The 25240-nt window shown below is 47.1% G+C and carries 21 protein-coding genes; 3 read left to right on the top strand and 18 right to left on the bottom strand.

Annotated features, from left to right (window positions below; translation table 11 throughout):
- Positions 1-267: 267 nt before the first annotated feature.
- A complete protein-coding gene (locus tag LOZ80_RS01810; RefSeq protein WP_238169827.1) occupies positions 268-1749 on the top strand; it encodes a phosphodiester glycosidase family protein in 1482 nt (493 codons plus the stop codon).
- 81 nt (positions 1750-1830) lie between these two features.
- On the opposite strand, the gene LOZ80_RS01805 is transcribed toward LOZ80_RS01810, so the two are convergent.
- A complete protein-coding gene (locus tag LOZ80_RS01805) occupies positions 1831-3567 on the bottom strand; it encodes a methyl-accepting chemotaxis protein (protein WP_238169826.1) in 1737 nt (578 codons plus the stop codon).
- 541 nt (positions 3568-4108) lie between these two features.
- Entirely contained in the window at positions 4109-5407 is a 1299-nt protein-coding gene (hemL, locus tag LOZ80_RS01800; protein WP_238169825.1) for a glutamate-1-semialdehyde 2,1-aminomutase, read from the bottom strand.
- A gap of 71 nt (positions 5408-5478) precedes the next feature.
- Here hemL and LOZ80_RS01795 point away from each other — a divergent pair, with 71 nt between their 5' ends.
- Entirely contained in the window at positions 5479-6138 is a 660-nt protein-coding gene (locus LOZ80_RS01795; RefSeq protein WP_238169824.1) for a Crp/Fnr family transcriptional regulator, read from the top strand.
- On the opposite strand, the gene hemG is transcribed toward LOZ80_RS01795, so the two are convergent.
- From hemG to lonB, 15 genes are all read right to left on the bottom strand, one after another.
- Positions 6125-7552 carry a protoporphyrinogen oxidase gene (gene hemG / locus LOZ80_RS01790; RefSeq protein ID WP_238169823.1) on the bottom strand — a complete coding sequence of 476 codons (1428 nt, stop codon included), beginning with the start codon at positions 7550-7552 and terminating at the stop codon, positions 6125-6127. The genes LOZ80_RS01795 and hemG overlap by 14 nt on opposite strands.
- A complete protein-coding gene (gene hemH, locus LOZ80_RS01785) occupies positions 7549-8496 on the bottom strand; it encodes a ferrochelatase (RefSeq protein ID WP_238169822.1) in 948 nt (315 codons plus the stop codon). Before hemH ends, hemG begins: the two co-directional genes overlap by 4 nt.
- A 1-nt stretch (position 8497) precedes the next feature.
- Positions 8498-9562: a uroporphyrinogen decarboxylase gene (gene hemE, locus LOZ80_RS01780; RefSeq protein ID WP_238169821.1), complete on the bottom strand. Its 1065-nt coding sequence runs from the start codon at positions 9560-9562 to the stop codon at positions 8498-8500.
- A gap of 209 nt (positions 9563-9771) precedes the next feature.
- The gene (gene hemB, locus LOZ80_RS01775; RefSeq protein ID WP_238169820.1) at positions 9772-10767 is read right to left on the bottom strand and encodes a porphobilinogen synthase; all 996 of its coding nucleotides are present in this window, start codon (positions 10765-10767) and stop codon (positions 9772-9774) included.
- Between the two features lie 16 nt (positions 10768-10783).
- The gene (gene cobA, locus LOZ80_RS01770; protein WP_238169819.1) at positions 10784-12313 is read right to left on the bottom strand and encodes a uroporphyrinogen-III C-methyltransferase; all 1530 of its coding nucleotides are present in this window, start codon (positions 12311-12313) and stop codon (positions 10784-10786) included.
- A gap of 5 nt (positions 12314-12318) precedes the next feature.
- Positions 12319-13266, bottom strand: a complete 948-nt coding sequence (gene hemC, locus LOZ80_RS01765; protein WP_238169818.1) for a hydroxymethylbilane synthase — start codon at positions 13264-13266, stop codon at positions 12319-12321.
- Between the two features lie 23 nt (positions 13267-13289).
- Positions 13290-14015, bottom strand: coding sequence for a precorrin-2 dehydrogenase/sirohydrochlorin ferrochelatase family protein (locus tag LOZ80_RS01760; RefSeq protein ID WP_238169817.1), 726 nt, complete (start codon positions 14013-14015; stop codon positions 13290-13292).
- Between the two features lie 5 nt (positions 14016-14020).
- Complete coding sequence (locus LOZ80_RS01755) at positions 14021-14851, bottom strand: cytochrome C assembly family protein (protein ID WP_238169816.1); 831 nt, start codon at positions 14849-14851, stop codon at positions 14021-14023.
- 33 nt (positions 14852-14884) lie between these two features.
- Positions 14885-16288: a glutamyl-tRNA reductase gene (hemA, locus tag LOZ80_RS01750; protein WP_238169815.1), complete on the bottom strand. Its 1404-nt coding sequence runs from the start codon at positions 16286-16288 to the stop codon at positions 14885-14887.
- Positions 16289-16445: 157 nt separating this feature from the next.
- Positions 16446-16982 carry an S-adenosylmethionine decarboxylase gene (locus LOZ80_RS01745; protein WP_238169814.1) on the bottom strand — a complete coding sequence of 179 codons (537 nt, stop codon included), beginning with the start codon at positions 16980-16982 and terminating at the stop codon, positions 16446-16448.
- Positions 16983-17101: 119 nt separating this feature from the next.
- Complete coding sequence (gene speD / locus LOZ80_RS01740; protein ID WP_079419122.1) at positions 17102-17509, bottom strand: adenosylmethionine decarboxylase; 408 nt, start codon at positions 17507-17509, stop codon at positions 17102-17104.
- Positions 17510-17822: 313 nt separating this feature from the next.
- Positions 17823-18410 (bottom strand): non-ribosomal peptide synthetase module, encoded by a 588-nt coding sequence (locus LOZ80_RS01735; protein ID WP_238169813.1) that lies wholly within the window; start codon positions 18408-18410, stop codon positions 17823-17825.
- A 254-nt stretch (positions 18411-18664) separates the two neighbouring features.
- Positions 18665-19309 carry a ribosome biogenesis GTP-binding protein YihA/YsxC gene (yihA, locus tag LOZ80_RS01730; RefSeq protein WP_238169812.1) on the bottom strand — a complete coding sequence of 215 codons (645 nt, stop codon included), beginning with the start codon at positions 19307-19309 and terminating at the stop codon, positions 18665-18667.
- A gap of 23 nt (positions 19310-19332) precedes the next feature.
- Entirely contained in the window at positions 19333-21678 is a 2346-nt protein-coding gene (lon, locus tag LOZ80_RS01725; RefSeq protein ID WP_238169811.1) for an endopeptidase La, read from the bottom strand.
- A gap of 191 nt (positions 21679-21869) precedes the next feature.
- Positions 21870-23588: an ATP-dependent protease LonB gene (gene lonB, locus LOZ80_RS01720; protein ID WP_238169810.1), complete on the bottom strand. Its 1719-nt coding sequence runs from the start codon at positions 23586-23588 to the stop codon at positions 21870-21872.
- Between the two features lie 170 nt (positions 23589-23758).
- On the opposite strand from lonB, the gene LOZ80_RS01715 reads away from it, so the two are divergent.
- On the top strand, positions 23759-24439 hold the full coding sequence (locus LOZ80_RS01715; RefSeq protein ID WP_238169809.1) for an N-acetylmuramoyl-L-alanine amidase family protein: 681 nt from the start codon (positions 23759-23761) through the stop codon (positions 24437-24439).
- Here the strand turns inward: LOZ80_RS01715 and LOZ80_RS01710 are convergent.
- Entirely contained in the window at positions 24432-25169 is a 738-nt protein-coding gene (locus LOZ80_RS01710; RefSeq protein ID WP_443147041.1) for a divergent polysaccharide deacetylase family protein, read from the bottom strand. The two genes, LOZ80_RS01715 and LOZ80_RS01710, sit on opposite strands and share 8 nt — an antisense overlap.
- Between the last annotated feature and the right edge of the window lie 71 nt (positions 25170-25240).

The following is a 25240-nucleotide window of genomic DNA, read 5'->3' as shown; positions in this document are numbered from 1 at the left end:
CGCATTCCTTTGCGAAAGGCAAAAAAGATAACGACTAAGAGAATTAAGAACACAAAAACAACCGCCATTAAATCTATCGGAAAATCAAAAAAGTAATATCGCTTCATTCGTTTCAAAAACTCCTTACAGGAATAGGGATTATGTACACTTTATTTTAACAATTACCAATAACAATTGCATGCGAAAATATGATAATATAAGTCTTGTATTGATTTTTTTCGACATTAACACATCAAAATAGAATAATAGAGCAGGAGAGGAACATCTTTGGGTAGTTCAATCGTAGAGCATTTTCGCAATTATAGTTGGCTTAAACGTATTTTTCTCGTCATAGCAGTTTGCACATTTCTCAGTTCAAGCTTTTTATTTCTTACGCCGCCTGGCGAATTTATTCGTGAGTACTTGGCCAAAACGGTCATTACGACACAGCATCGGGATTGGGCATGGATTTTCGTAGGTGCTCAGCGAAGAGATCAAATGGTGCTTGAAATGCAAAATTTAACCGAAGTTAACTCTGTTGAGAAACAGGATTTGCATGCGGTTCAATTTAACAAGAATCGTCCCCTAGAAAGTCTAGTGAAAGTAGAAGATATATCCGGACAGTTCTGGAAAGGCAAGAAAATGTATGTGTATGACCCACGAACCATTCGTGTTGTCGTCCCTGCCAAGCAAGGCGAAGGCGAGCGAATTACGGCGATGGTTCAGCGTACAGGAGCTGTTGCTGGCGTTAACGGCGGTGGATTCAATGATCCTGACGGACTTGGAAACGGATTTGCGCCAATTGGTGTTATTATGTCCGGCGGCGAAATTCTGTATACCGACCAAGAAGGCAGCATTGCGCAGCAAATTGTCGGTTTCACCAAAGAAGGCACGCTCATCATTGGGAAATATACGATTAATGAGCTCCTGAGACTTGGTGTTTCAGATGCCGTTTCCTTCTATCCTCGCGTTATTGCCAACGGCAAACCGCTTATTACTAGCGGCGACGGAGGCTGGGGCCGTGCTCCTCGTACAGCTGTAGGTCAAAAAGCCGATGGAACGGTCATCTTCATCGTGATCGACGGCCGACAAACGAGCAGTGTGGGGGCAACCCTGAAAGAAGTCCAAGATATTTTCTTAGAGGACGGCGTTATTAATGCCGGCTTCCTGGACGGAGGAGCTTCCTCCGAAATGGTTTACAACGATGAATTGATTACGAAGCCATCCAGCCGTTACGGCGAGCGTCGTCTGCCTTCTGCTTTCTTGGTTTTCGATCATCCGGATGAAGTAAAGGTCAAGAATGTTTGGGAAGGTCTTAAGACGATTGATCCGGGTGGTGCCTATGACCATCCTGATTTCTTGAAAGAACAGCAGGAGAAGAAAAACAATCCACCAAAAGCAACACCAAAACCTTCAGCATCAACAACATCAACACCTACGGCAACACATAAACCGGAATCCAGCAGTGAAGCTGGCAAGAACGGCGCAACACCAAATTCAGAAGCAACGGGAAATGGGACAACAGGCAAACCAACTTCTTCTGCGAAGCCAGAAACTTCGCCTACGACATCGGTTAACCCTACACCTACCCCAACTCCGAATACGAATGGCGGTACTACGGGAACAGGAGGCTCCACTTCTGGAGCTTCCAACACCGTAAAGCCAAGCGAGACGCCAACACCAAGTGCAACACCTGCTCTTCCAGCGAATAATGGCAATTCCGTAGCGCCGGCACCTACACCATCACCAGCGACAAAACAAACTAATTGATTACATAGTTTGAATGTAAAATAGGCAGCACCACAAGGTTGATACCTTGAGGGCTGCCTATTTTTTTCGACCTGTGACCTGTTATATTTTAAATTTCTTAACCAACCGATTCATATTATCCGACATCTCACTCAGCCTGTTTGCGGATTTTGAAATTTCTTCAATGGATGCCAATTGCTCTTCCGTAGCCGCCGACACGGTCTGTGAAGCTCCCGCGGTATTGGATGACAGCTTCTCCATTTCTTGAAGCGCAGCGGCAATTTCTTGCGAGCTTGCAGACATCTGCTCAGCTGCAGCCGAGGCTTCTTCAACTTGATCAACAACGTTGCGAGTTGCTTCCAGGATCCGTGCAAACGCAGCACCTGACTCCTTGATTGAAGCAACACCAGATTCAACTTCATGCTCACCTTTGAGCATAGAAGCAACCGCATAATCGATGTCGTTCTGTATCGTTTCTATTAACTCGGCTACCTGGCCGGCAGAATCGTTAGACCGCTCAGCTAGTTTCCTTATTTCACTAGCGACAACCGCAAACCCTTTCCCTTGTTCACCAGCGCGTGCGGCTTCAATTGATGCATTAAGGGCTAGCAGATTCGTCTGCGCTGATATTTCCCTAATCACTTCTGCGATATGGCCAATTTGCTGCGAACGATCGCCAAGCTGTTTAACGACCGCGCTCAGGTCGCCTACCGTATCACTTACCGCTGTCATTTGCGATCCGGATTGCGTAATTAATTGGCTGCCGTTCTCTGCTTCCTTCAGCGTGCCAAGTGAAGCTTCAAAAGCTTGGCTGGATGTAACGGCAATCCGTTGAATGCCAGTCGTCATTTCTTCCATGGCTCTGGACGTCTCCCCGATACTGGCAGCCTGCGTTTCATTATTGGCAGCAACTTCAGTAATAGCTTCTGAGGTTTGATGAACCGATTGGACTGTGTCTGTAATGACTGTTGATAATGTCCCTGAAGAAGAAGCCAACGCATTGGCGCTTAGCAATTGATTCCCTGCAAGCTCTCTCAAACTGCTTAGCAAGGAATTAAACGAATCGGCCAGCAAGCCAGTTTCATCGCGGTTGGAAACCTTGACTTCTTCGCCAGTCAAATCACCACTAGCCATAAGCTTCGCCTGATTTGCGACTCGTGTAATAGGTCTGGAGATATGTAGCGCAAACAAAGTTAATAACGTTGTCCCAATAACCAAACAAATGCCTAACGTTAACAGCATAGCTGACAAGATATGTCGTTGGCCAGCATTATAGTCCTGGACATAAGAGCCCGCGGATACAACCCAACCCCATGAAGGAAACTGCTCGCTGTAAGCTACTTTGCTAGCTTCTTTCGTTGAATTCGGCAGCGGCCAATCGTAGTAGGTAAAGCCGCCCCCTGATTGCGCAGTTTTGATCATATCCCGTATGTAAAACGTGCCATCCGATGTTTGCTTATCCCAAATATTTTGGCCCTCAAGCAGCGGATGCGCAAGCAAATTACCTTTTTCATCAAGAACAAAGAAATAGCCATTCTCCCCCAGATCAATTTTCTTATTGATCGACCTTGTGTTGTCTGACTTCTTCTCTCCAAGCAAAATAAGGCGAAGTTTGTCCTGCGCTTGTTCTTTGCTGATGGTACCTTTCTGTACGTCTCTATCCAGTGAATCTAGCATTTCGCCTACCATTCTCACATTATTCTTCAATCCACTTTCGATGAGTGCTCGATTAGAGTCGTCTGTCACTTGATAAGTGACAATTCCCAACGTAATGATAGGTACAACTAGTAATAGGATGGATACGTATAACAGCTTTTTACGGATTGTAAGCCTAAACACGGTCCTCACACCTTTCGACAAAATACTCATTTAGGGAAATAACTGTAGGTATATATCCCCCTTAAGAGTAATCCTATAGAACTACAATTACAAATTTTTCCGACCCTTTCACAGCTAAAATTAGATATCTTTTGGCAATTCAGTGAACTTGCCGAATGAGAAGCCCCAGCATCCTGCCTTGCTTATGTCTTACTACTAAGGACATCCCATGAAGGGGAACTGTAGTACGCTATTTAGGCAAATGGCAGGGTTGTTAGGACAGTAGCGGAACTACAGGACCTTATTTCCACCAAAAGAGCCAAATTTCTCATCAAACTTCAAAATAGCGCACTCTAGTTCCCTTACCCTCGCTATATTGACATTTCAGCTACAATAGCGCCCTGTAGTTCCCTCAACCACGCTATCAGGACACCTTTTGCTAGAATAGCGGCCTGAAGTTCCCATATCTCCGCGCGAGCCGGCTGCAGAAACTCCTGGATCACGCCAAATCTCTAAAAAAAGGACCTGACGGTTATTAACCGCCAAGTCCTTTAACAATAACCTATAATCGTTTCAACGCTTCACGATGCGCTGCGATCGTTGCGTCTATGTCCTCATCCGTATGAACAGTAGATACGAACATCCCTTCGAATTGGGAAGGCGCCACCGACACACCGAGATCCAGCAAATGACCAAAATAAGCATTGAACTTCGCTAAATCCGATGTTTTTGCTGTGTCATAGTTCGTTACTTTCTGCTCCGTAAAGAACGGGCAAATCATCGATCCGACCCGGTTTATCGTGCTTGCCACGCCAAGCTCTGATGCATTCCGAATGAACCCGGCTTCCAGCTTGGCTGATTTACGTTCCAACTCCTCATACACATTGGCTTCACCAAGTAGAGAAAGCGTCGCGATGCCAGCCGCCATGGCCAGAGGGTTGCCGGATAAGGTACCCGCTTGATAGATCGGCCCTGCAGGTGCCATATGCTCCATGATCTCCAGCTTGCCGCCGTAAGCGCCGACTGGAAGACCTCCTCCGATCACCTTACCGAGGCAGGTTAAATCCGGTGTAACCCCATATAAGCCCTGTGCGCAATGCTTATGGACGCGGAAGCCTGTCATCACTTCATCGAAGATCAAGAGCGAACCATACTGCTTCGTAACCGCACGCAAACCTTCCAAGAAACCGGGTGCCGGAGGCACAACTCCCATATTACCGGCAATCGGTTCAACAATTAAAGCTGCGATTTCTTCACCAAACTTTTCAAAAACCAGGTTCACTGATGCCAAATCATTGTAAGGCACCGTAATTGTATTGGAGGCTACACTAGCCGGCACACCTGGACTATCGGGCAATCCCAAAGTCGCAACACCTGATCCCGCTTTAATCAGCAAGGCGTCCGCATGACCATGATAGCTGCCTTCGAACTTGACGATTTTATCACGTTTGGTGTAACCGCGGGCTAACCGCAAAGCACTCATTGTCGCTTCGGTTCCCGAGTTGACCATCCGCACCATCTCGATAGATGGGACCCGCTCAATAACCAGCTTGGCCATTTCAGTTTCCAGCAGCGTAGGCGCACCGAAGCTCGTCCCCTTCTCGGCAGTAGCTTTGATAGCCTCCAGCACGAAAGGATGAGAATGCCCAACGATGAGTGGCCCCCATGAGCCCACATAGTCAATGAATGTGTTGCCATCGATGTCCGTTACTCTTGAGCCTGCCCCTTTATCCATAAACATTGGCGTCAATCCAACTGATTTGAACGCACGAACGGGACTGTTCACACCACCAGGAATCAGCTTCTTGGCTTCTTGAAAGGCCGCGGATGAGCGCGTGTCGATTCTGCTCGAATTTTCCATAATTTCATACCCCCGTTAAGCTTTCTATGATAAAATGAGTTGAAATCATTCCAAAAAAGGCGGTACCTTCTATGTTGGAATTCATCAAAAAAGTCCCTTTATTTTCTCAGTTGAATCCAGATCAATTGAACGCGCTTGCCCAAATTTGCACCAGACGTTCCTACAAAGGGAATACCATTCTTTTTGCCGAAAAAGAAAGCGGTTCTGTCTTTTACATGGTCCTCAGCGGCTCTGTCAAAATTTACACAACCAGCATCACTGGCGAAGAAAAAATATTATCCATCTGCAAAGCAGGCGAAAGTTTTGGCGAGCTTTCCTTGATAGATGGCAAACCTCGCTCAGCATCAGCCCAAACCTTAGAGGATTGTGTGCTGCTTACCTTAACCGGACCGAACTTTCTTGAACTGCTACGCAACCATTTTGACATTACGATAGGCATTATGCAAGAACTTAGCAACCGTCTGCGCGATACGAATCAACATGTGTTTGACTTGACCTTCCTGGACGCCAGAACACGCGTAATCAAGAGTTTGATCACAATGGCTAACAAGCACGGCTTGCGCAGCGGAAATATCATTACAATTAAGCTGGTTTTGAACTTTGACGAAATTTCTCAACTAGCCGGCGTACAGAAAACAACGCTCATGCAGGTCATTCGGGATTTGGAAGAGAAGCAAATCTTGACCATCTCGCCTTCGGACTTCAAATTGGATTTGGTCAAGCTTCGTTAAGATCAGCCAGCTGCCATGCTGCTTCCTTCCCTTGCCGAATACAGTCCGGCAAACCTACACCATGGAATCCAGCCCCTGTGACGAATACGCCTGGCAGGGATACGGCAAGCGCATCACGGAACTGTGCAAGCTGCTCCAGATGGCCTACAGGATATTGCGGCATTGAATGCATCAGACGTGTGACTTCCGTGAAGAGCGGCTTTGCTTCTAGACCAAGCAGTTTCCGAATATCCTCGCGCGCCTTGCTAATGAGTTCGTCATCCGACAAGTTTGGCCACTCCTGCTCACCGGAACGCCCGATATAACAACGCAGCAGCACTTTGCCCTCCGGGGCTGTATGAAGCCACTTAACGGAGGTCAGCGTGCAAGCGGTAATCGTCAATCCCTCGCTTCTAGGCACCAGAAAGCCCGATGCATCCAGTTCAAACGGAATATCCTTCCGATCAAAAGCCATAATCACATTCGCCACGGAAATATAATCGATTTTTTGAAGTACGCTTGCTGCAGGTACATGCGCCAACATCCGCGCAGACTGATAGGTGGGTGTTGTCAGAATAAGGCCATCCACAATTTCGCTATGCCCATCTTCGAAGGTAATCTCCGTTTGTCGGCCTGCTTTCTTAATCCCTGCAACTCCTTCACCACTGCGTAAATCTACGGCTTGCAAAGCCTCAAGCAGCCCTGAGACAAGTGTCTGCAGCCCTTTTTTGAACGTCACAAAAACCGAATTCCGCACATGTGCAGGCAAATGAGCACTCTCTTCACTGACATTTTTGCGGTTTGCCATCATCCCGAGAATCAAACTGCGGTGTTTTTGCTCCATCATCCCGAATTGGGGAAATGTTGCTTTAAGGCTAAGCTTAAACGTATCTCCGGCATAAATGCCAGCAAGCAGAGGCTCTACGATGCGCTCTAGCACTTCTTTACCCAGGCGGCGTTCTAGGAAGTGTCCAAGCGACTCATCCGTCACTGCCTCACGTTTGGGCTTCATTAGATCCATAGCAGCTCTAACTTTTCCCCAAGGAGAAATGAGACCCGTCTTCATAAATGGCGTCATTTGGGTGGGAATCCCTAATACGAGACCTGGCGGCATACGATGCAGCTTCCCCTGACGAACAATGTAAGTCTTTTTGGCCGCCGGATTCGTACCGGTAAGCTCATTTTCCAACCCCAAATCGTAAGCCAAATCAATAATAGGACGCTTGCGCGCTAGAAAAGAGTCCGGTCCTTTTTCAATAACGAAACCGTCCCGTTCTAATGTGTGAATTTTCCCGCCAAATAAGGGGGATTTCTCAACGATGGAAAGTCGAAAGGATTTCCCTTCCGACTCCAATCTTTTCTTCAAATAATAAGCAGCGCTTAACCCCGTGATACCCCCGCCAACAATCATGTAGTGAGGAGTCTGGGTACTCATGATGATATCGCAGCCTTAGCCCATTGCTGGTAAACAACATCGCTCAAGGTTTCCATATACAAGGGGTCCGTATTCAGCGATTCCGTCCGCTCCAGATGGAGCCCCAACTCGTTGGCAAGAGCCTGCGCTTCAATATCAATATCGTAAAGAACTTCAAGGTGATCAGACACAAATCCAATTGGACAAAGCAAGACGTTCTTCACGCCTTCTTCGGTGTTAATCGTTCGCAAAACATCCAAAATATCAGGGCCAAGCCATGGCATCGCCGTTTGTCCGGCACTCTGCCAACCAAACTGCCAATTCGTCAAGCCCACCCGTTCTGCGATGACTTTGGAGGTAGCCAACAATTGATCGGGGTACGGATCTTTCAACTCGAGAATTTTCTCCGGCAAACTATGTGCCGTGAAAATAACACGAACATCACTCCGCTCCACACCAGAGAACTTCTCCAAAGCTTTGTCTACTCGCAGGCTGAGCGCATCCAAGAGCTTAGGATGAAGATGATAGTCCAGAACAAAATCGATCTTAAGGCCAAGCGCATCCGCTTTATCCTTCGCTCTCTTTACATAACCGCCAACACTCATAGTTGAATAGTGAGGTGCCAGCACAACGCCTACAGCTTCTGTAAGGCCATCCTTAACCATTTGTTCCACACCGTCCTCTACATACGGTTGTGCATGCTTGAGGCCCTGATAGCAGACGAACTCCACTTCAGGATGCTCTTGGCGCAATGTTTCCTCAAGTCCTTTGACTTGTTTATTCGTATTTTCACGCAGAGGGAAGAACCCTCCGACAATCGCTTCATAGCGCGCTGTTAACTCGTGCAGCTGCTCAGGCGTTGGCGGATGTCCGCGCCTGATATGCGTATAGTAAGCTTCAACTTGATCCAAACTTTCCGGCGTACCATAAGACATGACTAAGACACCAATGCGACGTTTCGTCATCTTAAACACCACTCTTTTCTGCTTGCTTAGTTAATACCGAATGGGAATAGGTATGAATGAACGTTGTCAGCTCTTTCAACTTCTCCAGCGATGCTTCCGGGAATAAACCATGACCAAGATTGAAAATGTAGCCTGGCTTCTGGATGCCCTCATCGATGATGGCTTTCGCCTGTTTCTCAATAACAGACATGGGCGCTGTTAGAATATAAGGATCCAAATTACCTTGCACGGCATAACGCTCACCGACCCGCTCGCGGCCTACCGAAATCGGCACACGCCAATCCAGGCCAATTACATCCGCTTGAATACCTCTCAGATAAGGCAGCAGCTCACCGGAGCTTACGCCTGGGAAATAAATCTTAGGCTCTTGGAGATTCGAGAGCTCTTGGAAAATCCGCATCATCGTTGGCAGCACATACACCTGGAAATCAGCAGGTGAAAGCGCGCCGACCCAACTGTCAAATACCTGAACAGCTTTGGCACCTGCGGCAATATGAGCGCGCAAATAGGTAATAACCATGTCGCCGAGCTTATCCATAAGTAGGAACCAAACGGTTGGTTCGGAGTACATAAGCTGCTTCGTGCGAATATAGCTTTTGGACGGCCTGCCTTCAATCAGGTAGCTTGCAATCGTGAATGGCGCTCCTGCAAAGGAAATCAAAGGAACCTCAAGTTCCTTGTCCAAAATGCGAATGGTTTGAATGATGTGCGATAAATCTTTCTCTACATCAATGGGACGCAGATTGGCAACATCCTGTGCTGTCCGAATCGGTGTATGAATGACAGGGCCCACATCTTTGACAATATCAAAGTCAACCCCAAGCGAAGCGACGGGATTCATAATGTCTGAATATAAAATTGCCGCATCTACACCTAGCTTCTTGATAGGCATCATCGTAACTTCTGCAGCGAGTTCCGGTTGCTGGCATATTTCGAGGAGTGAATACTTTTCTTTGATTTTGCGATAATCCGGGTCATACCGTCCAGCTTGGCGCATATACCAAACAGGCAGTGTATCCACCTGCTCCTGGCGGCAGGCTTTAATAAAGTTGTCGTTGTAGCTCATGAGGCACCTTCCTCTTTGTTTCCATCTATTCTCATTCATTATGCCCTAATTATACCCCTGTCACAACTCAAGTAAGCTTGCGTTTTGCGACAAAAGTATGACAATAGAAACCTGCAAAAGAACCATTCACGTCTAGAAACGGCAGGCTTGTCAATTTCTTAAAGAAACTGCGCGCAGATACCTTCTAGGGTGAATGGTTCGGATCTTAACTAGCTATTCTTGAGATAACGAGCGATATCTTTGGCAAAATACGTCAGGATAATGTCAGCGCCCGCACGCTTGAAGCTTAACATGGTTTCCATTACGATGGCTTCTTCGTTAATCCAGCCTTGACTTGCAGCGGCCTTCACCATGGCGTATTCGGCACTTACGTTGTAGGCAACGACAGGTAAATCAAAGTTGTCTTTCAACATGCGAATAATGTCCATGTAAGCAAGCGCAGGCTTCACCATCAGGAAGTCAGCCCCTTCGCTTACATCGCTTTCCGCTTCACGCAGCGCTTCCCGGCCATTGGCCGGATCCATTTGATACGTTTTGCGATCACCGAATTGCGGAGTCGAATGCGCGGCATCACGGAACGGACCGTAGTAGGCCGAAGCGTATTTAACGGAATAAGCCATAATCGGCGTATTCTCGAAGCCCGCTTCATCCAGCCCTGAGCGAATCGCATGGACATACCCGTCCATCATGTTCGATGGCGCAATGATATCCGCTCCTGCTTTGGCTTGCGAGACCGCCGTGCGAACCAGCAATTCCAGAGAAGGATCATTAGCTACATCAGCAGCCCCTGTAACCGGGTGATGATGAATCACGCCGCAATGGCCTGTGTCCGTAAACTGGCAAAGGCACGTGTCCGCGATAATCAACAGATTCGGGTTCAATTCTTTGATAAAACGCGTGGCTTGCTGGACAATGCCATCATCCATATAAGCTGATGTCCCTGTTGGATCTTTGTAATCCGGAACTCCGAACAACAGGATCGCTTGGATGCCTAACTGCGTAATTTCGTCAATTTCTTCCTTCACACGGTCCAAGGAGAAATGATACACACCAGGCATGGAAGCAATTTCTGATTTGACATTCGTACCGTGGGTAACAAAAATAGGCTGTACAACATCATGAACGGTGACTTGATTTTCACGAACCAAATTACGAATAGCAGCATTACCGCGCAAACGGCGGTTGCGAACTGTGGGAAAACTCATGAGGAATTCCGCCTCCTTATTGACCTGATAGACTTCGAACGAGTGACGCAACGGTTGCCTCTTCGGCCAAATAGGTGATCGGTAGTCCGAATTGACTGACCGTTTCTGCCGTTTTGGGACCGATACAGGCGATTTCAACACCTTGCAGCAAAGATAAAGGGTCTTCTACGCCTAACTTGCGCAGAGCCTCAATTAAATTAGTTACGGTAGATGAACTTGTAAAAGTTATGATATGAATGCTTTGATTTTGCAAAAGATGAATAATTTCATCGCCATCATCTGTCGTAAGTACATTCTCATAGACATCGACTTCAGCGACTTCAAGACCCAGTTCTCTCAGCTTAACCGGTAAATAGTCGCGAGCGAGATCCGCCGTTGGGAGCAGAACTTTCTGCCCTGCCTTCAAATCAGCTTGAATCGCCTCTAAGATGCCTTCTCCATGATATCTGGCTGGAAGTACATCAGCAAGAATGCCTCGCTCTGCCAGCGCTTCTGCGGTCTTAGGACCGACTGCTGCTATGCGAGCATTCCCCATTTTACGTACATCTATTCTTTTCTCACGCAATCGTTGAAAGAAGAATTCAACACCATTTACGCTCGTCAATACGATCCAGTCGAATTGCTGAAGTTCATCCAAAGCCTGATCCAGAGCCGCCAACGCCTCAGGACGGCTTGGCGGCTGCAAGCGAATAACAGGAAACTCGACAGCTTCTCCGCCTAAATCATCAATTAAATCGACGAGTTCGCTTGCTTGGCTTCTTGCTCTAGTAACGAGTATGCGGCGTCCGAACAGCGGTTTCTTCTCGACCCAAGCCAGCTTCTCCCGCAGTTTAACGACCTCACCGACAATAATAACCGCCGGCGATTTGAAATCAGCTGCTCTGACTTTCTCCGTAATATCCCCGAGTGTTCCAGTGATCGTCGCTTGATCTGCCCAGGTTCCCCAGCGGACAAGCGCAACCGGCATGTCCGCTGGCTTGCCGCAGCGAATCAATTCCCGGCATATCTGTTCGAGATTAGCTACCCCCATCAAGAAAACCATGGTGCCAATCGCTTTGGCAAGATGCTCCCAGTCCAAGCTGGAGTAGGTTTTGTTCGGATATTCATGCCCAGTAATAATCGCAAAGGAGGAAGTAAAATCCCGGTGTGTCACAGGAATACCCGCATAGGCCGGTACCGCAATGGAAGAGGTAATGCCCGGAATGATATCAAAAGTCACATCATGATCGGCCAGCAATTCAGCTTCTTCCCCGACCCGACCGAAAACACTGGGATCGCCGCCTTTGAGACGGGTGACGATCTTCCCTTGCAGCGCGAGATCCACGAGCAATTGATTGATTTCTTCTTGCTTTAGAATATGTTTATCCGGCAGCTTGCCAACAAAGATCAGCTCTGCTTCCGGTCTGCGATGCTTGAGTAAACGAGGATTCGCCAGCCTGTCGTACACGATGACATCCGCTTTCTGAATAGCCTCCATACCACGAACCGAAATCAGCTTGGGATCTCCCGGACCTGCACCAACGAGATAAACTCTGCCTTTGCCCACATGGCTCACTCCCTTACCTCAGCAAGGATTCGTTCTGCCCCTTGTGCAATCAGCTGATCGGCGACAAGGAGTCCCAGCGCTTCCGGATCACGCCCGGAAGCCGATTCCTTCAGCATGGTTACGCCGTCTGGCGTTCCGACCATGCCTGTGAGGGTGAGCAGCGGCCCAGCTTCCCCGCTGCTGTCTTCGCTGACGCTCGCGTAGGCGCCGAGCGGCACCTGGCAGCCTCCATTGAGTCTGCCCAGGAATGCCCGCTCCGCTCGCACCGCGAGCGCAGTAGGCTCATGCTGGAATCTGCCCAGCAGGTCCAGCATGAAGGCGTCGCCGCCCCGGCACTCGATGCACAGCGCCCCCTGCCCTACGGCAGGGAGGCAGACCTCGGGCGGCAAGTACGCGCTGATGCGATCCTGCCAGCCGATCCGGTGCAAACCGGCAGCGGCCAGCATGATCGCATCGAAGTTCTCTTCTTCGAGCTTGCGCAGCCTCGAATCGATATTGCCGCGGACCGACTCGATTCTCAGGTCCGGGCGGTAGTTCTGCAGCTGGCTGGCGCGGCGCAGCGAGCTTGTTCCAACGAGCGCGCCTTGCGGCAGCTCGTCCAAGGAGCGATAGCCGCGCGTGATGAGCGCATCGCGCGCATCTTCACGCTTGGGAATCGCTCCGACCACTAGCCCTTCGGGGAGTTCGAAGGGCATATCTTTCATGCTGTGGACGGCCATGTCAATATCGCCATCTGTAAGCGCCTGTTCGATTTCCTTGACGAACAGCCCTTTGCCGCCAACTTTCGACAATGTTACATCCAGAATACGGTCACCTTTGGTCACGATTTTCTTAATTTCGAATTGACAGGCAATGCCGTGCTCGGCAGCCAACTGTTTCAAAAGTTCCACAACTTGTCCTGTCTGGGTTAAAGCCAGAGCACTTTGCCGTGTTCCTACAATAATGGTTTTCATCTCGATGCGCCTCCCTCTACTCTCTATTCGAAATCTCTGATCGCTGACCAAGCAGATGGACTGATCTCCACTTCACCTGTTTGTTCATTCAACCGCGTTTCTTTCTCTAAAGCATCGTAAAGTTTCTCTTTCCATCGTTCAAATGTACCCTCACGAATGTGGGCAAGTACATCCCAAGCCAGCATTTCTTTGAACATCCGCTGTCTCTCTTGCTTATCCATTACCTTCTTCTGGATGAACAAACGCAATTCACTAAGAAATTCAAGATAGAGCTCGTACTCTTCGCCGTAGCGCTCATCCAGCTCTTGAACGATTTTCCTAGCTGTCGAGGGACTGGCTCCGCCGGTTGACACCGCGATCACTAATTTTCCTCTGCGCACGACGGAGGGTACAATAAAAGAACTGAGCTGCGGCTGGTCAACCACATTGACTAATATGCCTTCACGTGAGGCCAAAGCTTCAATCTGCGCGTTTACCTGAGCATCATTCGTAGCAGCTACAACCAACGTATAACAGGAACCTTTTAAACTTGAGTTCAACATAGCTGGATCGAAATTCTGCCGGCTGAGAACGACTTCCGAGCGGCTTCCCAAATCCATCAATGCCTCAGTAAAAGATAAGCTGATGACGGTAACCGCAGCTCCTGCTTGGAGCAAGGATTGGACTTTGCGCTGAGCGACAAGGCCCCCTCCAACAACCAAACATGTGCGGCCTGACAAATTAACCATAATTGGATACGGATGCTTCATCTTAGTTAGCTCCATATCCAGTCATGAAAACCTGAGAAGAAATTTGAAACAACGAAATTCAACACAACGATGAAGAATGCAGCGAGATTCCAGGCTGCCAATTTATAACCAGAAATTCGCATCGACTTTTGTTGAAATAAATAGAACGCATAGGCAACTAGTACAAAAAAGGAATTAATCACTTTAGGATCGTACAACAAGTTCTTATTCCCTTGTAGGACGACCCAAACTACGCCCAAAGATAATGCCATTAAAAGCAGCGGTGCCCCAATAATGACCGAGAAATACGTGTAATGATCGATTTTCTCGAGCGATGGCAACCGCATCACGGTTTGTGAGAATTTCTTCGCCTTCAACATGTTATGCAGGAAAACATACATCCCCGAGAATATAGCTGCTATGGAAAAAGCCGCGTAACTGCCAATCGCCAAAGTAATATGTATAAATAATAGCTCATCGTTGATATCCCAACCGGCTTTGATCGGCTTTACATGCGGGTTCCCAAAGATATTCAGGGCTAGAATGGCAAATCCAAGCACATTGACGAAAAATACAAACAATTCAATACGGAAAAAGCGATTTATCAACAACGAAATGGTGACTATCAACCAGGAGAACATAAAAAGCACGTCTGAGCGAGCAAAGGCCCATTCAGTCAAATGTCCGTATAAGTTCATTCCTAAATAAGCGGTCTGCAGAACCCATACAAACAAAAGCAGCCCCGTCCCCATCCGTTTCGCATTCCGGTTCGCGTTGGCGAAATCCGAAAAGTAAAACAACAGGCTCAGGGCATACATATAAATCATCGCATCAAACAACCAGCTACGTGTGACCATGGCACCTCTCCTAGGCGATTAGCGCCTTTCTTCTCAAGATTGTGCTAGAACATCTGCGGTCTGTAGACCACGCACGGACAACTTCTCTTCGAGCAATTGCTTGGCTTCCAGTGCTTTTTGCTCCGCTTCCCGTTCTTCTGCTAACTGATTGGCTTGCTCTTGTTGTTCCAGTGTTTCTTCTAAGGCAAAGAGCTTCGTGAACAGCTCCAGCGCTTCATCCCCATGACGTTCTCCGGCCATTTCCTTGATACGCAGAATAGGATCACGCAGCACTTGATTAACAATACTCTTCGTTAATTTGCGTATGACTTTAATCTCACGCTCGTCGAGATCAGGCAGTTTTTTGAGCATGCTGTCCATCGTCTCTTCGTGGATCATACTCGCTTTTGCTTGCAGCGCATTGATAACAGGACTCACGCCCAACGTTTTGGTCCATTGTTCAAAAACGCCAATCTCTGTTTCAATCATAATTTCAATCTTAGCCGCTTCTTTCTTTCTCTCTTGCAAATGCTTGTCTACGATGTGTTCCAAATCATCAATGTCATAGAGGAACACGTTTGGCAGGTCACTGATTTGAGGATCCAAATCACGCGGCACAGCAATATCCATCATAAACAAGGGACGGGATTTTCTCTTTTGCACATGTGCTTGAAGATCATTTCTGGTTAGTACATACCCCGGAGCTCCTGTTGAGCTAATAATGATATCCACTTCCGGCAAATACCCAAGCATGTTGTCTACGGTACATGGAATACCATTGAATTTATCCGCCAATTCCACCGCACGCTCGAATGTGCGATTAACGACAATAACTTTGTTAGCCCCATTCGCATATAGATGCTTAACGGTAAGTTCACTCATCTTGCCTGCACCGATAATCATGACCGTTTTGTTCACATAGGATCCGAATATACGTTTGCCGAGTTCTACCGCAGCGTAGCTGACTGAAACCGGGTTGTTGCTGATCCCTGTTTCGGAGTGAGCTTTCTTGGCGAGCGTTACCGACTGCTTAAACAAAGTATTGAAATAAGCACCTGTTGCTTTCATTTTTTGAGATGATAAAAAAGCATCTCTCACTTGTCCAAGGATTTGGGTCTCCCCAATCACCATTGAATCTAGTCCGCTTGTTACGCGAAACAAATGATCAATGGCTTTTTCATTTTCATACATATATAAATGTTTTTGGAACTGATCCTTTTCAACCTGGAACCAACGCGAAATGAAATGTGTCAAATAATGACTGCACAGCTGTGGCCGATCCACAACCGCATAAATTTCAGTGCGATTGCAGGTGGCTACAATTACACACTCCAATATGCTTTTCGTTTCTTTTAATTCTGCAATTGCTTTAGGCAAATCGGATTCGGAGAACGCAAATCTCTCCCGAATTTCCACTGGAGCTGTCCGATAATTCAAGCCTACTGCGATGATATGCAAAGGTACCACCTGCCTTTCGATCTATTTCTATGAATCATTATAGCACAGCAAAACCGGCATTCCGACAAATTTTTTGTATAATTTATGAATGCTTCTGTCTGCTCGTTAGTTTTCACAGCATTTGTCTCCTATATACCTATGCATCGCCAATGCCCCTTTATTGCAGCATTTTTTTTCTTAGAAATTGAGTCAAATTACGATCTAACACCGCTAGTTTCGCATTTTGCGAAGAAATAATGTCACCGTTTGAGGCCATCATTTTCTCATAAATTTCGTACATATTCTTATATTGCAAACCGGCTTCCTTGAGTGTTTGGAGTTCATCCGCTTTAAACGCCCGCTCTCCGCCCACCTGTAATCGCTGCAGATACTGTGTAAGCTGTGTTATGCTATCCAGCGGAGTCAAGTAATCTGCGCCTCCAGCAGCCAGCACGAGCCGTTCATGCGTGTAGCCAGCTGAATACAGCGCCTGCTTGCTCGCATCCAGTTCATCGGTCGTTTTGCTTTGAGCGGCTTCCTCCAAGTAACTTTTCAAAAGCTCCATCTGAAACAAAGATACCTGATATAACAGATGCGTCGCATCGTGCTCTTCTTTGTGATTGCCAAGCATGTGAATAAGCTGATACAACGGCCAAATAATAAGAAAGAGCACAACCCCGTAGATGACCGCTTTCCTTGCTAATTTCTGTTTCAAATCGATCCCCCCCACTTCCTGTCACCTGGACATGTGCCGCAATAACAGTGTATGGGCAGGAGGACAAACAAATAACCACGGATTTCTCCGTGGTTATCGTTATGGTTATGTGCAGACTCTTATTTAACAAGCTCTGCTTGCTTAATTTCTGGAGTTTCTACTTTCAGTTCACCCATACCGCGAACTAGCTTCTTCGCATAGAACGTTTCTGGTTTCAATACGGATACCATAAAATCAATTGCTAATTGAGGGTCCACTGTCTCACCGCAAGTATAACAGTCAAGCGCGGCAAAACCTCTCTCAGGATAAGTATGAATGGAGAGATGACTCTCGGACAACATAACAAGTACAGTTGCTCCTTGTGGTTCAAATTGCTTGGATTGTACAGATAGTACGGTTGCTCCGCATACCTCGGCAGCTTCTACCATCTGAGCTTGCAGCCAATCTGCATTGTTCAGAAGTTCGAAATCTACCCCCCAAGTATCTACAGCAACGTGTCTTCCGAAAGTTGAGTATTCTGTTTCCATCTTTCGGTTCCCCCTTCCTAGGAATAAAATGTCTGAAAAAAAATTTCATCCGCTAGGACCTACGTCATTCACTTCCCGAGGGTATTATCTCTCGCAACATTCAATGTCCTGAGTGAATCCTGGTTCCTATATTGTTTTCAACGAGAATAAAAATAACATCTATCGACGAGAAATGCAATAGTTTTTTTTGCCAACCGCCTTCTTCCGAATCGATGCCACATCTAATGTATGTTGAAAGTGCCCTTCCTGTTCACTCATTTGCTAAAGAAAAAAGACCCAAATTGGGTCTTTAGAAATTTGAATATATGTGTGATTAAGCCTCCAGAATAAACAAACGATGTGTCAGTTCATTGAGGCGAGTGTCAATCTGCTGGTGTTCTTCGGGCTCTTGCAGCATATTGCGCATATCAAGAAGATGGTTGATTTGATCGTAAATCATCTCAATTTCCTGCTCAACTTCACGCTTCTGGAACATTTGCTGCATAAGTCCAATTGTATCTCTGTATTCATAAATAACGGTTAATAATTGACCTTTGACTTCCTCAATCTTCACAACTGTACCGCGTTCGTAGTAGTAAACCATCGTATAGCTGGGGTAAATCCGGTTGACGGTTGCACTGCCTTTGAACTCAGAAACGGCCTTACGCATTAAGTTAGCTAGTAGGGTATTGCTTAATCTGCAGGATCCTGTGCATTCATATAGGCCCGATTTCTTTTCAAATGAGAGGACAATTTCCTGACCTGCTCCATCTTGAAAAACAACCTCTTGGTTGCCATTTTCCAAAACTTTCACTTGCAAGGTCACTTGATGATCCACAAACATTTGAAAAAACCTGAACATCTCGGCTTCTGTTAACTGGAGGCAGGTTTTGACATATTCAGTCGCTAACCTTTGTGCCATAAAAATCCCTCGATTCTTTGTTTTCAAGCCATTTACTCTTATTAAAGCTTACCTTGTTTATTATTATACTACATGCGCCATTAATATTCCTGCGCGCAATTCATGATAATCAGCCAAATATTCTGAAAAAACCAAGGAATTACGGAATGCCAGCAAATTTTCCCCAGAAAACCTCGCTATCCCGTGTACTTCTTCTAGATTTTCTCACTCTTTTGACGTCCTACTCCTGATTACACAAAAAACCGCCCTATGAATCAGGACGGCTCTTGCTCACTTGCGATCTCAACATCTTCTTCTGGGACTGTAGGCTCGCCATATGCGATGGCTTGCTCTAGAATGCCCCACAGCTCGTCTTTGCCGAGGCCAAGCTCGGAGGAAAACATCAAAGGTTGAACACCTTTGTCCATGCCCAGTGTCTCGCGCACAATCTTGATATGCTTGGACCATCTGCTTTTGGGAATTTTGTCAGCTTTGGTTGCCACAACGATAACAGGTACATCATTGTGCCTAAGCCACTCATACATCGCTTGATCATCTTTGGATGGCGGATGACGTAAATCCACTAATTGCATGACGAGACGCAGCGTTTCGCGATTCATCAAATAGCTTTCAATGAATTTGCCCCATTGCTCCCGCTTCGTTTTGGATACTTTGGCATAACCATAACCGGGAAGATCGACAAAGTATAAGTCCTGATTAATCTTGTAATAGTTTAACGTTTGGGTTTTACCGGGTTGCGAGCTGGTCCTGGCCAAATTCTTGCGGGATATCAAGCAATTGATAAGCGAAGACTTCCCGACATTAGAACGCCCTGCCAGAGCTATCTCTGGCAAGGCATCCTCTGGATATTGGCTGGGTCCAACCGCACTGATAATAAACTCAGCTTGATTGACTTTCATGAATGTTCAGCTACTTTCTATGTTTATCCGACGTGAGCGGGAGGCCTATTTTTGACAAGCGCATGTTCCAGCACCTGATCCATATGGCTGACCGGAATAAAGGTCATCTCTGCGCGGACACTTTCTGGAATTTCGACGAGATCTTTCTCATTGTCTTGCGGCAAGAGAATGGTACGAATACCAGCGCGATGCGCAGCGAGCGCTTTCTCCTTAAGACCTCCGATCGGAAGCACACGGCCGCGAAGCGTAATCTCGCCTGTCATTGCGACTATACGGGAGACCGGGATATTCGTCAAGGCTGAGATCAAGGCCGTTGCCATCGTAATGCCTGCGGATGGACCATCCTTAGGAATGGCACCCTCGGGAATATGAATGTGAATATCGTTTTTCTCGTGAAAATCAGGTGCAATACCGAAAACATCCGCACGAGTACGCGTATAACTGAAAGCTGCTTGCGCAGATTCCTTCATCACATCACCGAGTTTCCCTGTCAAAGTCAATTTGCCTGTTCCAGGCATAATGGTAACTTCGATGACCAAGGTATCTCCACCGACCTCTGTCCATGCCAGCCCTGTTACTGCGCCAATCTGGTCCTTCTCTTCCGCTACACTGTACCGGTACTTGATTGGACCAAGGTAATCCTTCAAGTTCTCTTCTGTGACATGTACAGGCGTTTGAGGGTCAGAAACGATTTTCTTGGCCGCTTTGCGGTTCACACCGGCAACTTGCTGTTCCAAGTTACGTACGCCTGCTTCGCGCGTGTATTCACGCACAATTTTCATTAACGCAGCTTCATCTACTATCAGTTGATCTTCCTCTAGTCCATGGTCACGTTTCTGCTTAGGCAATAAATACTTCTTCGCAATCTGCAGCTTCTCAATTTCCGTATAGCCCGGAATGTAGAGAACCTCCATCCGATCTAGCAGAGGGCGGGGAATGTTGTGCACAGCGTTCGCTGTCGTTACAAACATAACATTGGATAAGTCATAAGGAACTTCAATGAAATGATCACTAAAAGTGCTGTTCTGTTCGGGATCAAGGACTTCCAGCAAGGCTGAGGCAGGATCGCCGCGGAAATCCATCGCCATTTTATCAATTTCATCTAACAGGAATACCGGGTTATTCGCTCCGGCATTCTTCATACCTTGAATGATCCGCCCTGGCATGGCGCCAACATACGTGCGGCGATGACCGCGAATCTCAGCTTCATCTCTGACTCCGCCAAGTGAAATGCGAATAAACTGTCTGCCCATGGATCTGGCGATCGAACGCGCGATCGATGTTTTACCCACGCCTGGAGGACCTACAAGACAGAGAATCGGGCCTTTCAGCTTTTTGACAAGCTTCTGAACCGCCAAGTACTCAAGCACACGTTCCTTGGGCTTCTCGAGACCAAAATGATCCTCATTCAGGATCTCTTCCGCCTTAATCAGATCCAAATCATCTTCCGTCTGCTTGCTCCATGGAAGCCCCAGCAACCAGTCGATATAGTTGCGAATGACGCCGCCTTCCGCAGAAGTGGCTGGCATTTTCTCCAGACGGTCGATTTCTTTCTCGACCTTCTCGCGAACCTTGTCAGGCAGTTCAGCTTCTGCTAGCTGACTGCGCAGCTCATCCACTTCCCCTGCCCGACCTTCTTTATCGCCAAGCTCCTTCTGAATTGCTTTCATTTGCTCGCGAAGGTAATATTCCTTCTGCGTTTTTTCCATTTGCTTTTTGACGCGTTGACTGATCTTGCGTTCCAATTCAAGCACTTCTCGCTCATTATTTAAGATATTGAGCATTTTTTCGAGACGCTCTCGGACATCTACCGTTTCCAAAATATCCTGCTTATCTTTGATTTTGAGCGAAAGGTGACTGCATATGACATCCGCCAAGCGGCCTGGTTCATCGATATCCGAAACCGCGGCAAGCGTTTCCGGTGTAACCTTTTTCGACAAATTAATGTAATTCTCAAACTGGTTCAGCACAGTCCGCATAAGAGCATCGATCTCGGGATCGGTGATTTCCTGTTCCGGCAATTCTTTGGCCGTCACTTCGTAATATTCATCGTTGACTAGATACTCTACAATCTCAGCGCGCAACACGCCTTCCACTAACACACGGATCGTTCCGTTCGGCAGTTTCAGCATCTGTCGCACCTTCGCGATGGTACCGATGCGATAAATATCCTCTTTGGAAGGTTCTTCAATGTTGATCTCAGATTGAGAGCAGAGGAGAATCATGCTGTCATCCACCATTGCCCGTTCGAGTGCTTTAACCGACTTTTCCCGCCCTACATCTAGATGTAGAACCATGCTCGGATAAACCAGCAATCCCCTAAGAGGCAATAGCGGCAATCTGCGCACCTTGATTTTTCCGGGTCCCATCCTCTGCACCTCCATTTATAGGGATCTTTGAGCCGTGCTCAAAGTCTCTCAGTTTTGGACCATTGAACGGAGTTCAAAGTCTCTCAGTTTTGGTTTGTATCCCTAGTTGCCCTTTACATTTTAACAAAACTAAAAACAAAACACCAATTGACAACTAACGCATGATGTAAGGTATTCATTTGAAGCCGAGATCAAGAATCAATCGTATGCTGGGAATTCGCATGTAGAATAGGCAGCGAAGCAGCAGGCACGGCCCTCTCGGAAGTAAACGGCAGTGGAATAACGTTGTCGTGAAGTTCAATTCCTAATGCTACACGCAGTACTTCCTCTATGGAGTCAGCAGCGATAACCTCCACGCCTGGCAGGTCAGCGAACAGCTCTTGCCAATTTTCTTTGGGGATAATCACTTTCGTAGCTCCCGCCTGGAAAGCAGCTTCCACCTTCGCCACAACCCCGCCGACCGGTTTCACCTTGCCGTGGATGCTCATTTCTCCCGTCATGGCCAGTTTATTATCGACTGGAATTTTATGTAACGCAGATGCAATAGCCGTAGCCATCGAAATGCCCGCAGAAGGCCCATCGATCGGCACACCGCCAGGAAAGTTAATATGCAGGTCATAATCAGATGTGTTAAAACCAAGCTTGCGCAAGACGGTTAGCACATTCTCTACGGAACCTCGCGCCATGCTTTTGCGACGAATCGTCCGGGAACCGCCTCCCATTTCTTCCTCATCCACTACGCCTGTAATATTAAATTTGCCTGTACCTGCAGCAGCAACCGGAATCGCAGTCACTTCAATCTCCAGCAGGGTGCCCAAATTAGGACCATAAACCGCTAATCCGTTAACAAAGCCGATTTGCGGGTGTGCAGGGACTTTACGCTCCGGTCTTGGTGGAATCTGTGACGAATTGACGACCCACTCAATGTCGCCTGCCGTAATCTCATCACGTTTATCCGTTAAGGCAATACCCGCGGCAAGCTGAATCACGTTGACCGCTTCTCTCCCATTCGTCGCATACCTCATTACAACTTCAATCGCGGCTTCACACTTCTTGAAGCCGATCTTATCGAGCGCTTTCCGCGCAATGTCCCCTACTTCGTTAGGAAGAAGCGGACGGAAATAAATTTCTAGACAGCGGGAACGAATCGCTGGAGGAATCTCACTTGGCGTACGAGTCGTCGCTCCGACCAAACGGAAATCAGCGGGCAGGCCATTCTGAAATATATCATGAATATAGCCTGGAATATTCGCATCTTCGGAGCTATAATACGCACTCTCCAGAAATACTTTACGATCCTCCAGCACTTTTAGTAATTTGTTCATTTGTGTAGCATGCAATTCACCGATCTCATCGATAAACAAAATTCCGCCATGCGCTTTGGTAACTGCGCCGGGTTTAGGCTGCGGAATCCCAGCGACACCCATAGCGCCTGCACCCTGATAAATAGGATCATGAACAGAACCGATCAGTGGATCGGCTATGCCTCTTTCGTCGAAGCGCGCGGTAGTCGCATCAATCTCCGTAAACTTAGAATCGGGGCGGAACGGTGACTCTTGATTCTTCTTCGCCTCTTCCAGCACCACACGGGCTGCTGCTGTTTTACCAACACCCGGAGGTCCATAAATGATAACGTGCTGCGGATTAGGTCCGCAAAGCGCCGCTTTCAATGCTTTCAACCCTTCGACTTGACCCACAATATCCTGCATCGAGGATGGTCTCGTTTTCTCCGACAGCGGCTTGGTTAAGGAAATGGATCTGAGTTTTCTCAGCTTCTCCAACTCTTTTCTGGATTCTCTATCGACAGCAGACCGGTTCGTCTGTTGATTACGCAATAAATTCCAGAAATACAACCCGATTACAACAGCAAAAAACACTTGAATCACCATCAGAATGATACTTAAACTCATATCCTTTACCTCCTTAGAGTTTTGCTTTGGCAAAACAGCCCTGCACTAACATCCATTATTCCCGTGTAAAAGAAGGTTAATCCAATCCATGCAAACTTTTGCAGGATGTATGATAGCCCCCTTGGGGAAGAAGGATAAGTGTAAATAATCGTGCAAAAGGATGTGGCTTCGTGAAGTATTTTGTACGCCTTCTACTTTCCCTTTGCTTACTTACATCGAGTTCAAATGCCTACGCTTTTACCAACGATCCTTTATTGCCAAGCGCAGATGTCATTCTTGATGTAGGACATGGCGGCATAGACAGCGGAACGATGGTCGGCAAATATCAGGAGAAAGACATCAATCTCGCCATATCCCAAAAGACTTATAAGCTCCTGCAAAAAAAAGGCTATCGCGTCATCATGAACCGCTCGAAAGATTACGCATTAAGCGATGACAACAAGTGGTCCTATGGCAGCAGGCATCGTAAAGATTTGGCTCAACGTTCCGGCTTAGCCAATACGATTAAACCTCAAATGATGCTAAGCTTGCATATCAATTGGTCTCGTAAATCGGATATAAGAGGACCTATTGTCATTTATCAGAATCGATCGGAAAGCATCTTGCTTGCTCAACTTTTACAGGAATCGCTCAATCGAGTCTACGGGACGGAAGAATTACCTGTGCTCGGCAAAAAATATTTCGTCATTAGGAACACCAAATGCCCTACCGTTATTGTAGAGCTTGGCTTCCTTTCCAATAAGGCCGATCGCAAGCTGCTTAATAGTTCTCATCACCAAGCAAAGCTGGCCGAAGCGATTACCAAAGGAGTAGAACAATATATCCGGATGACTCACCCATCTGTTAATTAGTCGGACGTTTTATCGTTTGGGAAATCGTTACGAACGTTGCTTCTTTCTGAATCGCCGGGATCGCTTCTTTAATTACCTGCGCCGTTTTCTTTCCAGGCGGACCAACGTGACCAATGGCGATGACGGTTTCTCTCTCATGAACCAGTTTTTTAAATCTTGTCATTTGTTTGCTGATATGGCTGTACGTATAGAGATCATCAAAGAATAATTGATTTTCTGAAAATGGCACACCTTGCGGACCAGCCAACTTGCCGATGACACTTTTGGGTGTTGTACGGCTGTCCAGCAGCATGAGATTCCTCTCCTTGCAAATGTCCACGAGAATTTTCATCACTCTCTCATCAGCCGTTGCTTTGGAACCCATATGATTGTTGATGCCTATCACATAAGGGATATCATCTATGGCCGCGACAATCCGTTTGTGGATCTCTTCATTGGACAAATCAGTCGTAATCGCTCCCGGACCTAGCCAACTCTTCTTGCCTCGCACAGGCTCCATGGGAAGGTGAAGAATAACTTCATGACCTTTCTCATGCGCTAATTGCGCATCTTGCTTGCTCGAAGGCAGGAATGGCATGACCGCAACTGTCAGTGGAATGGGCAGATTCATCATTTCTTTGGTCCCATCCATATTATTGCCAAAATCATCAATGACGATGGCCACTCTCTTAGCGCTCATTTCAGTAACTGGCTGCGCAGGCTTTAAACCAGCTTCGGCTCCTGTCTGCATAGGCAGTATAAGCAAGCCTATTCCCAACAATCCTGTTAGGGCAGCAAGGCGAGTCGATGCATATTGATTTC

Source organism: Paenibacillus sp. HWE-109 (assembly GCF_022163125.1).
GTDB lineage: Bacteria > Bacillota > Bacilli > Paenibacillales > NBRC-103111 > Paenibacillus_E.
Note: the sequence above shows the minus strand (reverse complement) of the source record. Positions and strands in the feature narration are given on the sequence as shown.

Excerpts from the sequence above, each read along its gene's own strand:
- hemL (WP_238169825.1), bottom strand. The coding sequence starts at position 5,407 with ATGGAAAATTCGAGCAGAATCGACACGCGCTCATCCGCGGCCTTTCAA.
- LOZ80_RS01795 (WP_238169824.1), top strand. The coding sequence starts at position 5,479 with ATGTTGGAATTCATCAAAAAAGTCCCTTTATTTTCTCAGTTGAATCCA.
- hemG (WP_238169823.1), bottom strand. The coding sequence starts at position 7,552 with ATGAGTACCCAGACTCCTCACTACATGATTGTTGGCGGGGGTATCACG.
- hemH (WP_238169822.1), bottom strand. The coding sequence starts at position 8,496 with ATGACGAAACGTCGCATTGGTGTCTTAGTCATGTCTTATGGTACGCCG.
- hemE (WP_238169821.1), bottom strand. The coding sequence starts at position 9,562 with ATGAGCTACAACGACAACTTTATTAAAGCCTGCCGCCAGGAGCAGGTG.
- hemB (WP_238169820.1), bottom strand. The coding sequence starts at position 10,767 with ATGAGTTTTCCCACAGTTCGCAACCGCCGTTTGCGCGGTAATGCTGCT.
- hemC (WP_238169818.1), bottom strand. The coding sequence starts at position 13,266 with ATGAAAACCATTATTGTAGGAACACGGCAAAGTGCTCTGGCTTTAACC.
- LOZ80_RS01760 (WP_238169817.1), bottom strand. The coding sequence starts at position 14,015 with ATGAAGCATCCGTATCCAATTATGGTTAATTTGTCAGGCCGCACATGT.
- LOZ80_RS01755 (WP_238169816.1), bottom strand. The coding sequence starts at position 14,851 with ATGGTCACACGTAGCTGGTTGTTTGATGCGATGATTTATATGTATGCC.
- speD (WP_079419122.1), bottom strand. The coding sequence starts at position 17,509 with ATGGAAACAGAATACTCAACTTTCGGAAGACACGTTGCTGTAGATACT.
- LOZ80_RS01735 (WP_238169813.1), bottom strand. The coding sequence starts at position 18,410 with ATGGCACAAAGGTTAGCGACTGAATATGTCAAAACCTGCCTCCAGTTA.
- yihA (WP_238169812.1), bottom strand. The coding sequence starts at position 19,309 with ATGAAAGTCAATCAAGCTGAGTTTATTATCAGTGCGGTTGGACCCAGC.
- lon (WP_238169811.1), bottom strand. The coding sequence starts at position 21,678 with ATGGGACCCGGAAAAATCAAGGTGCGCAGATTGCCGCTATTGCCTCTT.
- lonB (WP_238169810.1), bottom strand. The coding sequence starts at position 23,588 with ATGAGTTTAAGTATCATTCTGATGGTGATTCAAGTGTTTTTTGCTGTT.
- LOZ80_RS01710 (WP_443147041.1), bottom strand. The coding sequence starts at position 25,169 with ATGCAGACAGGAGCCGAAGCTGGTTTAAAGCCTGCGCAGCCAGTTACT.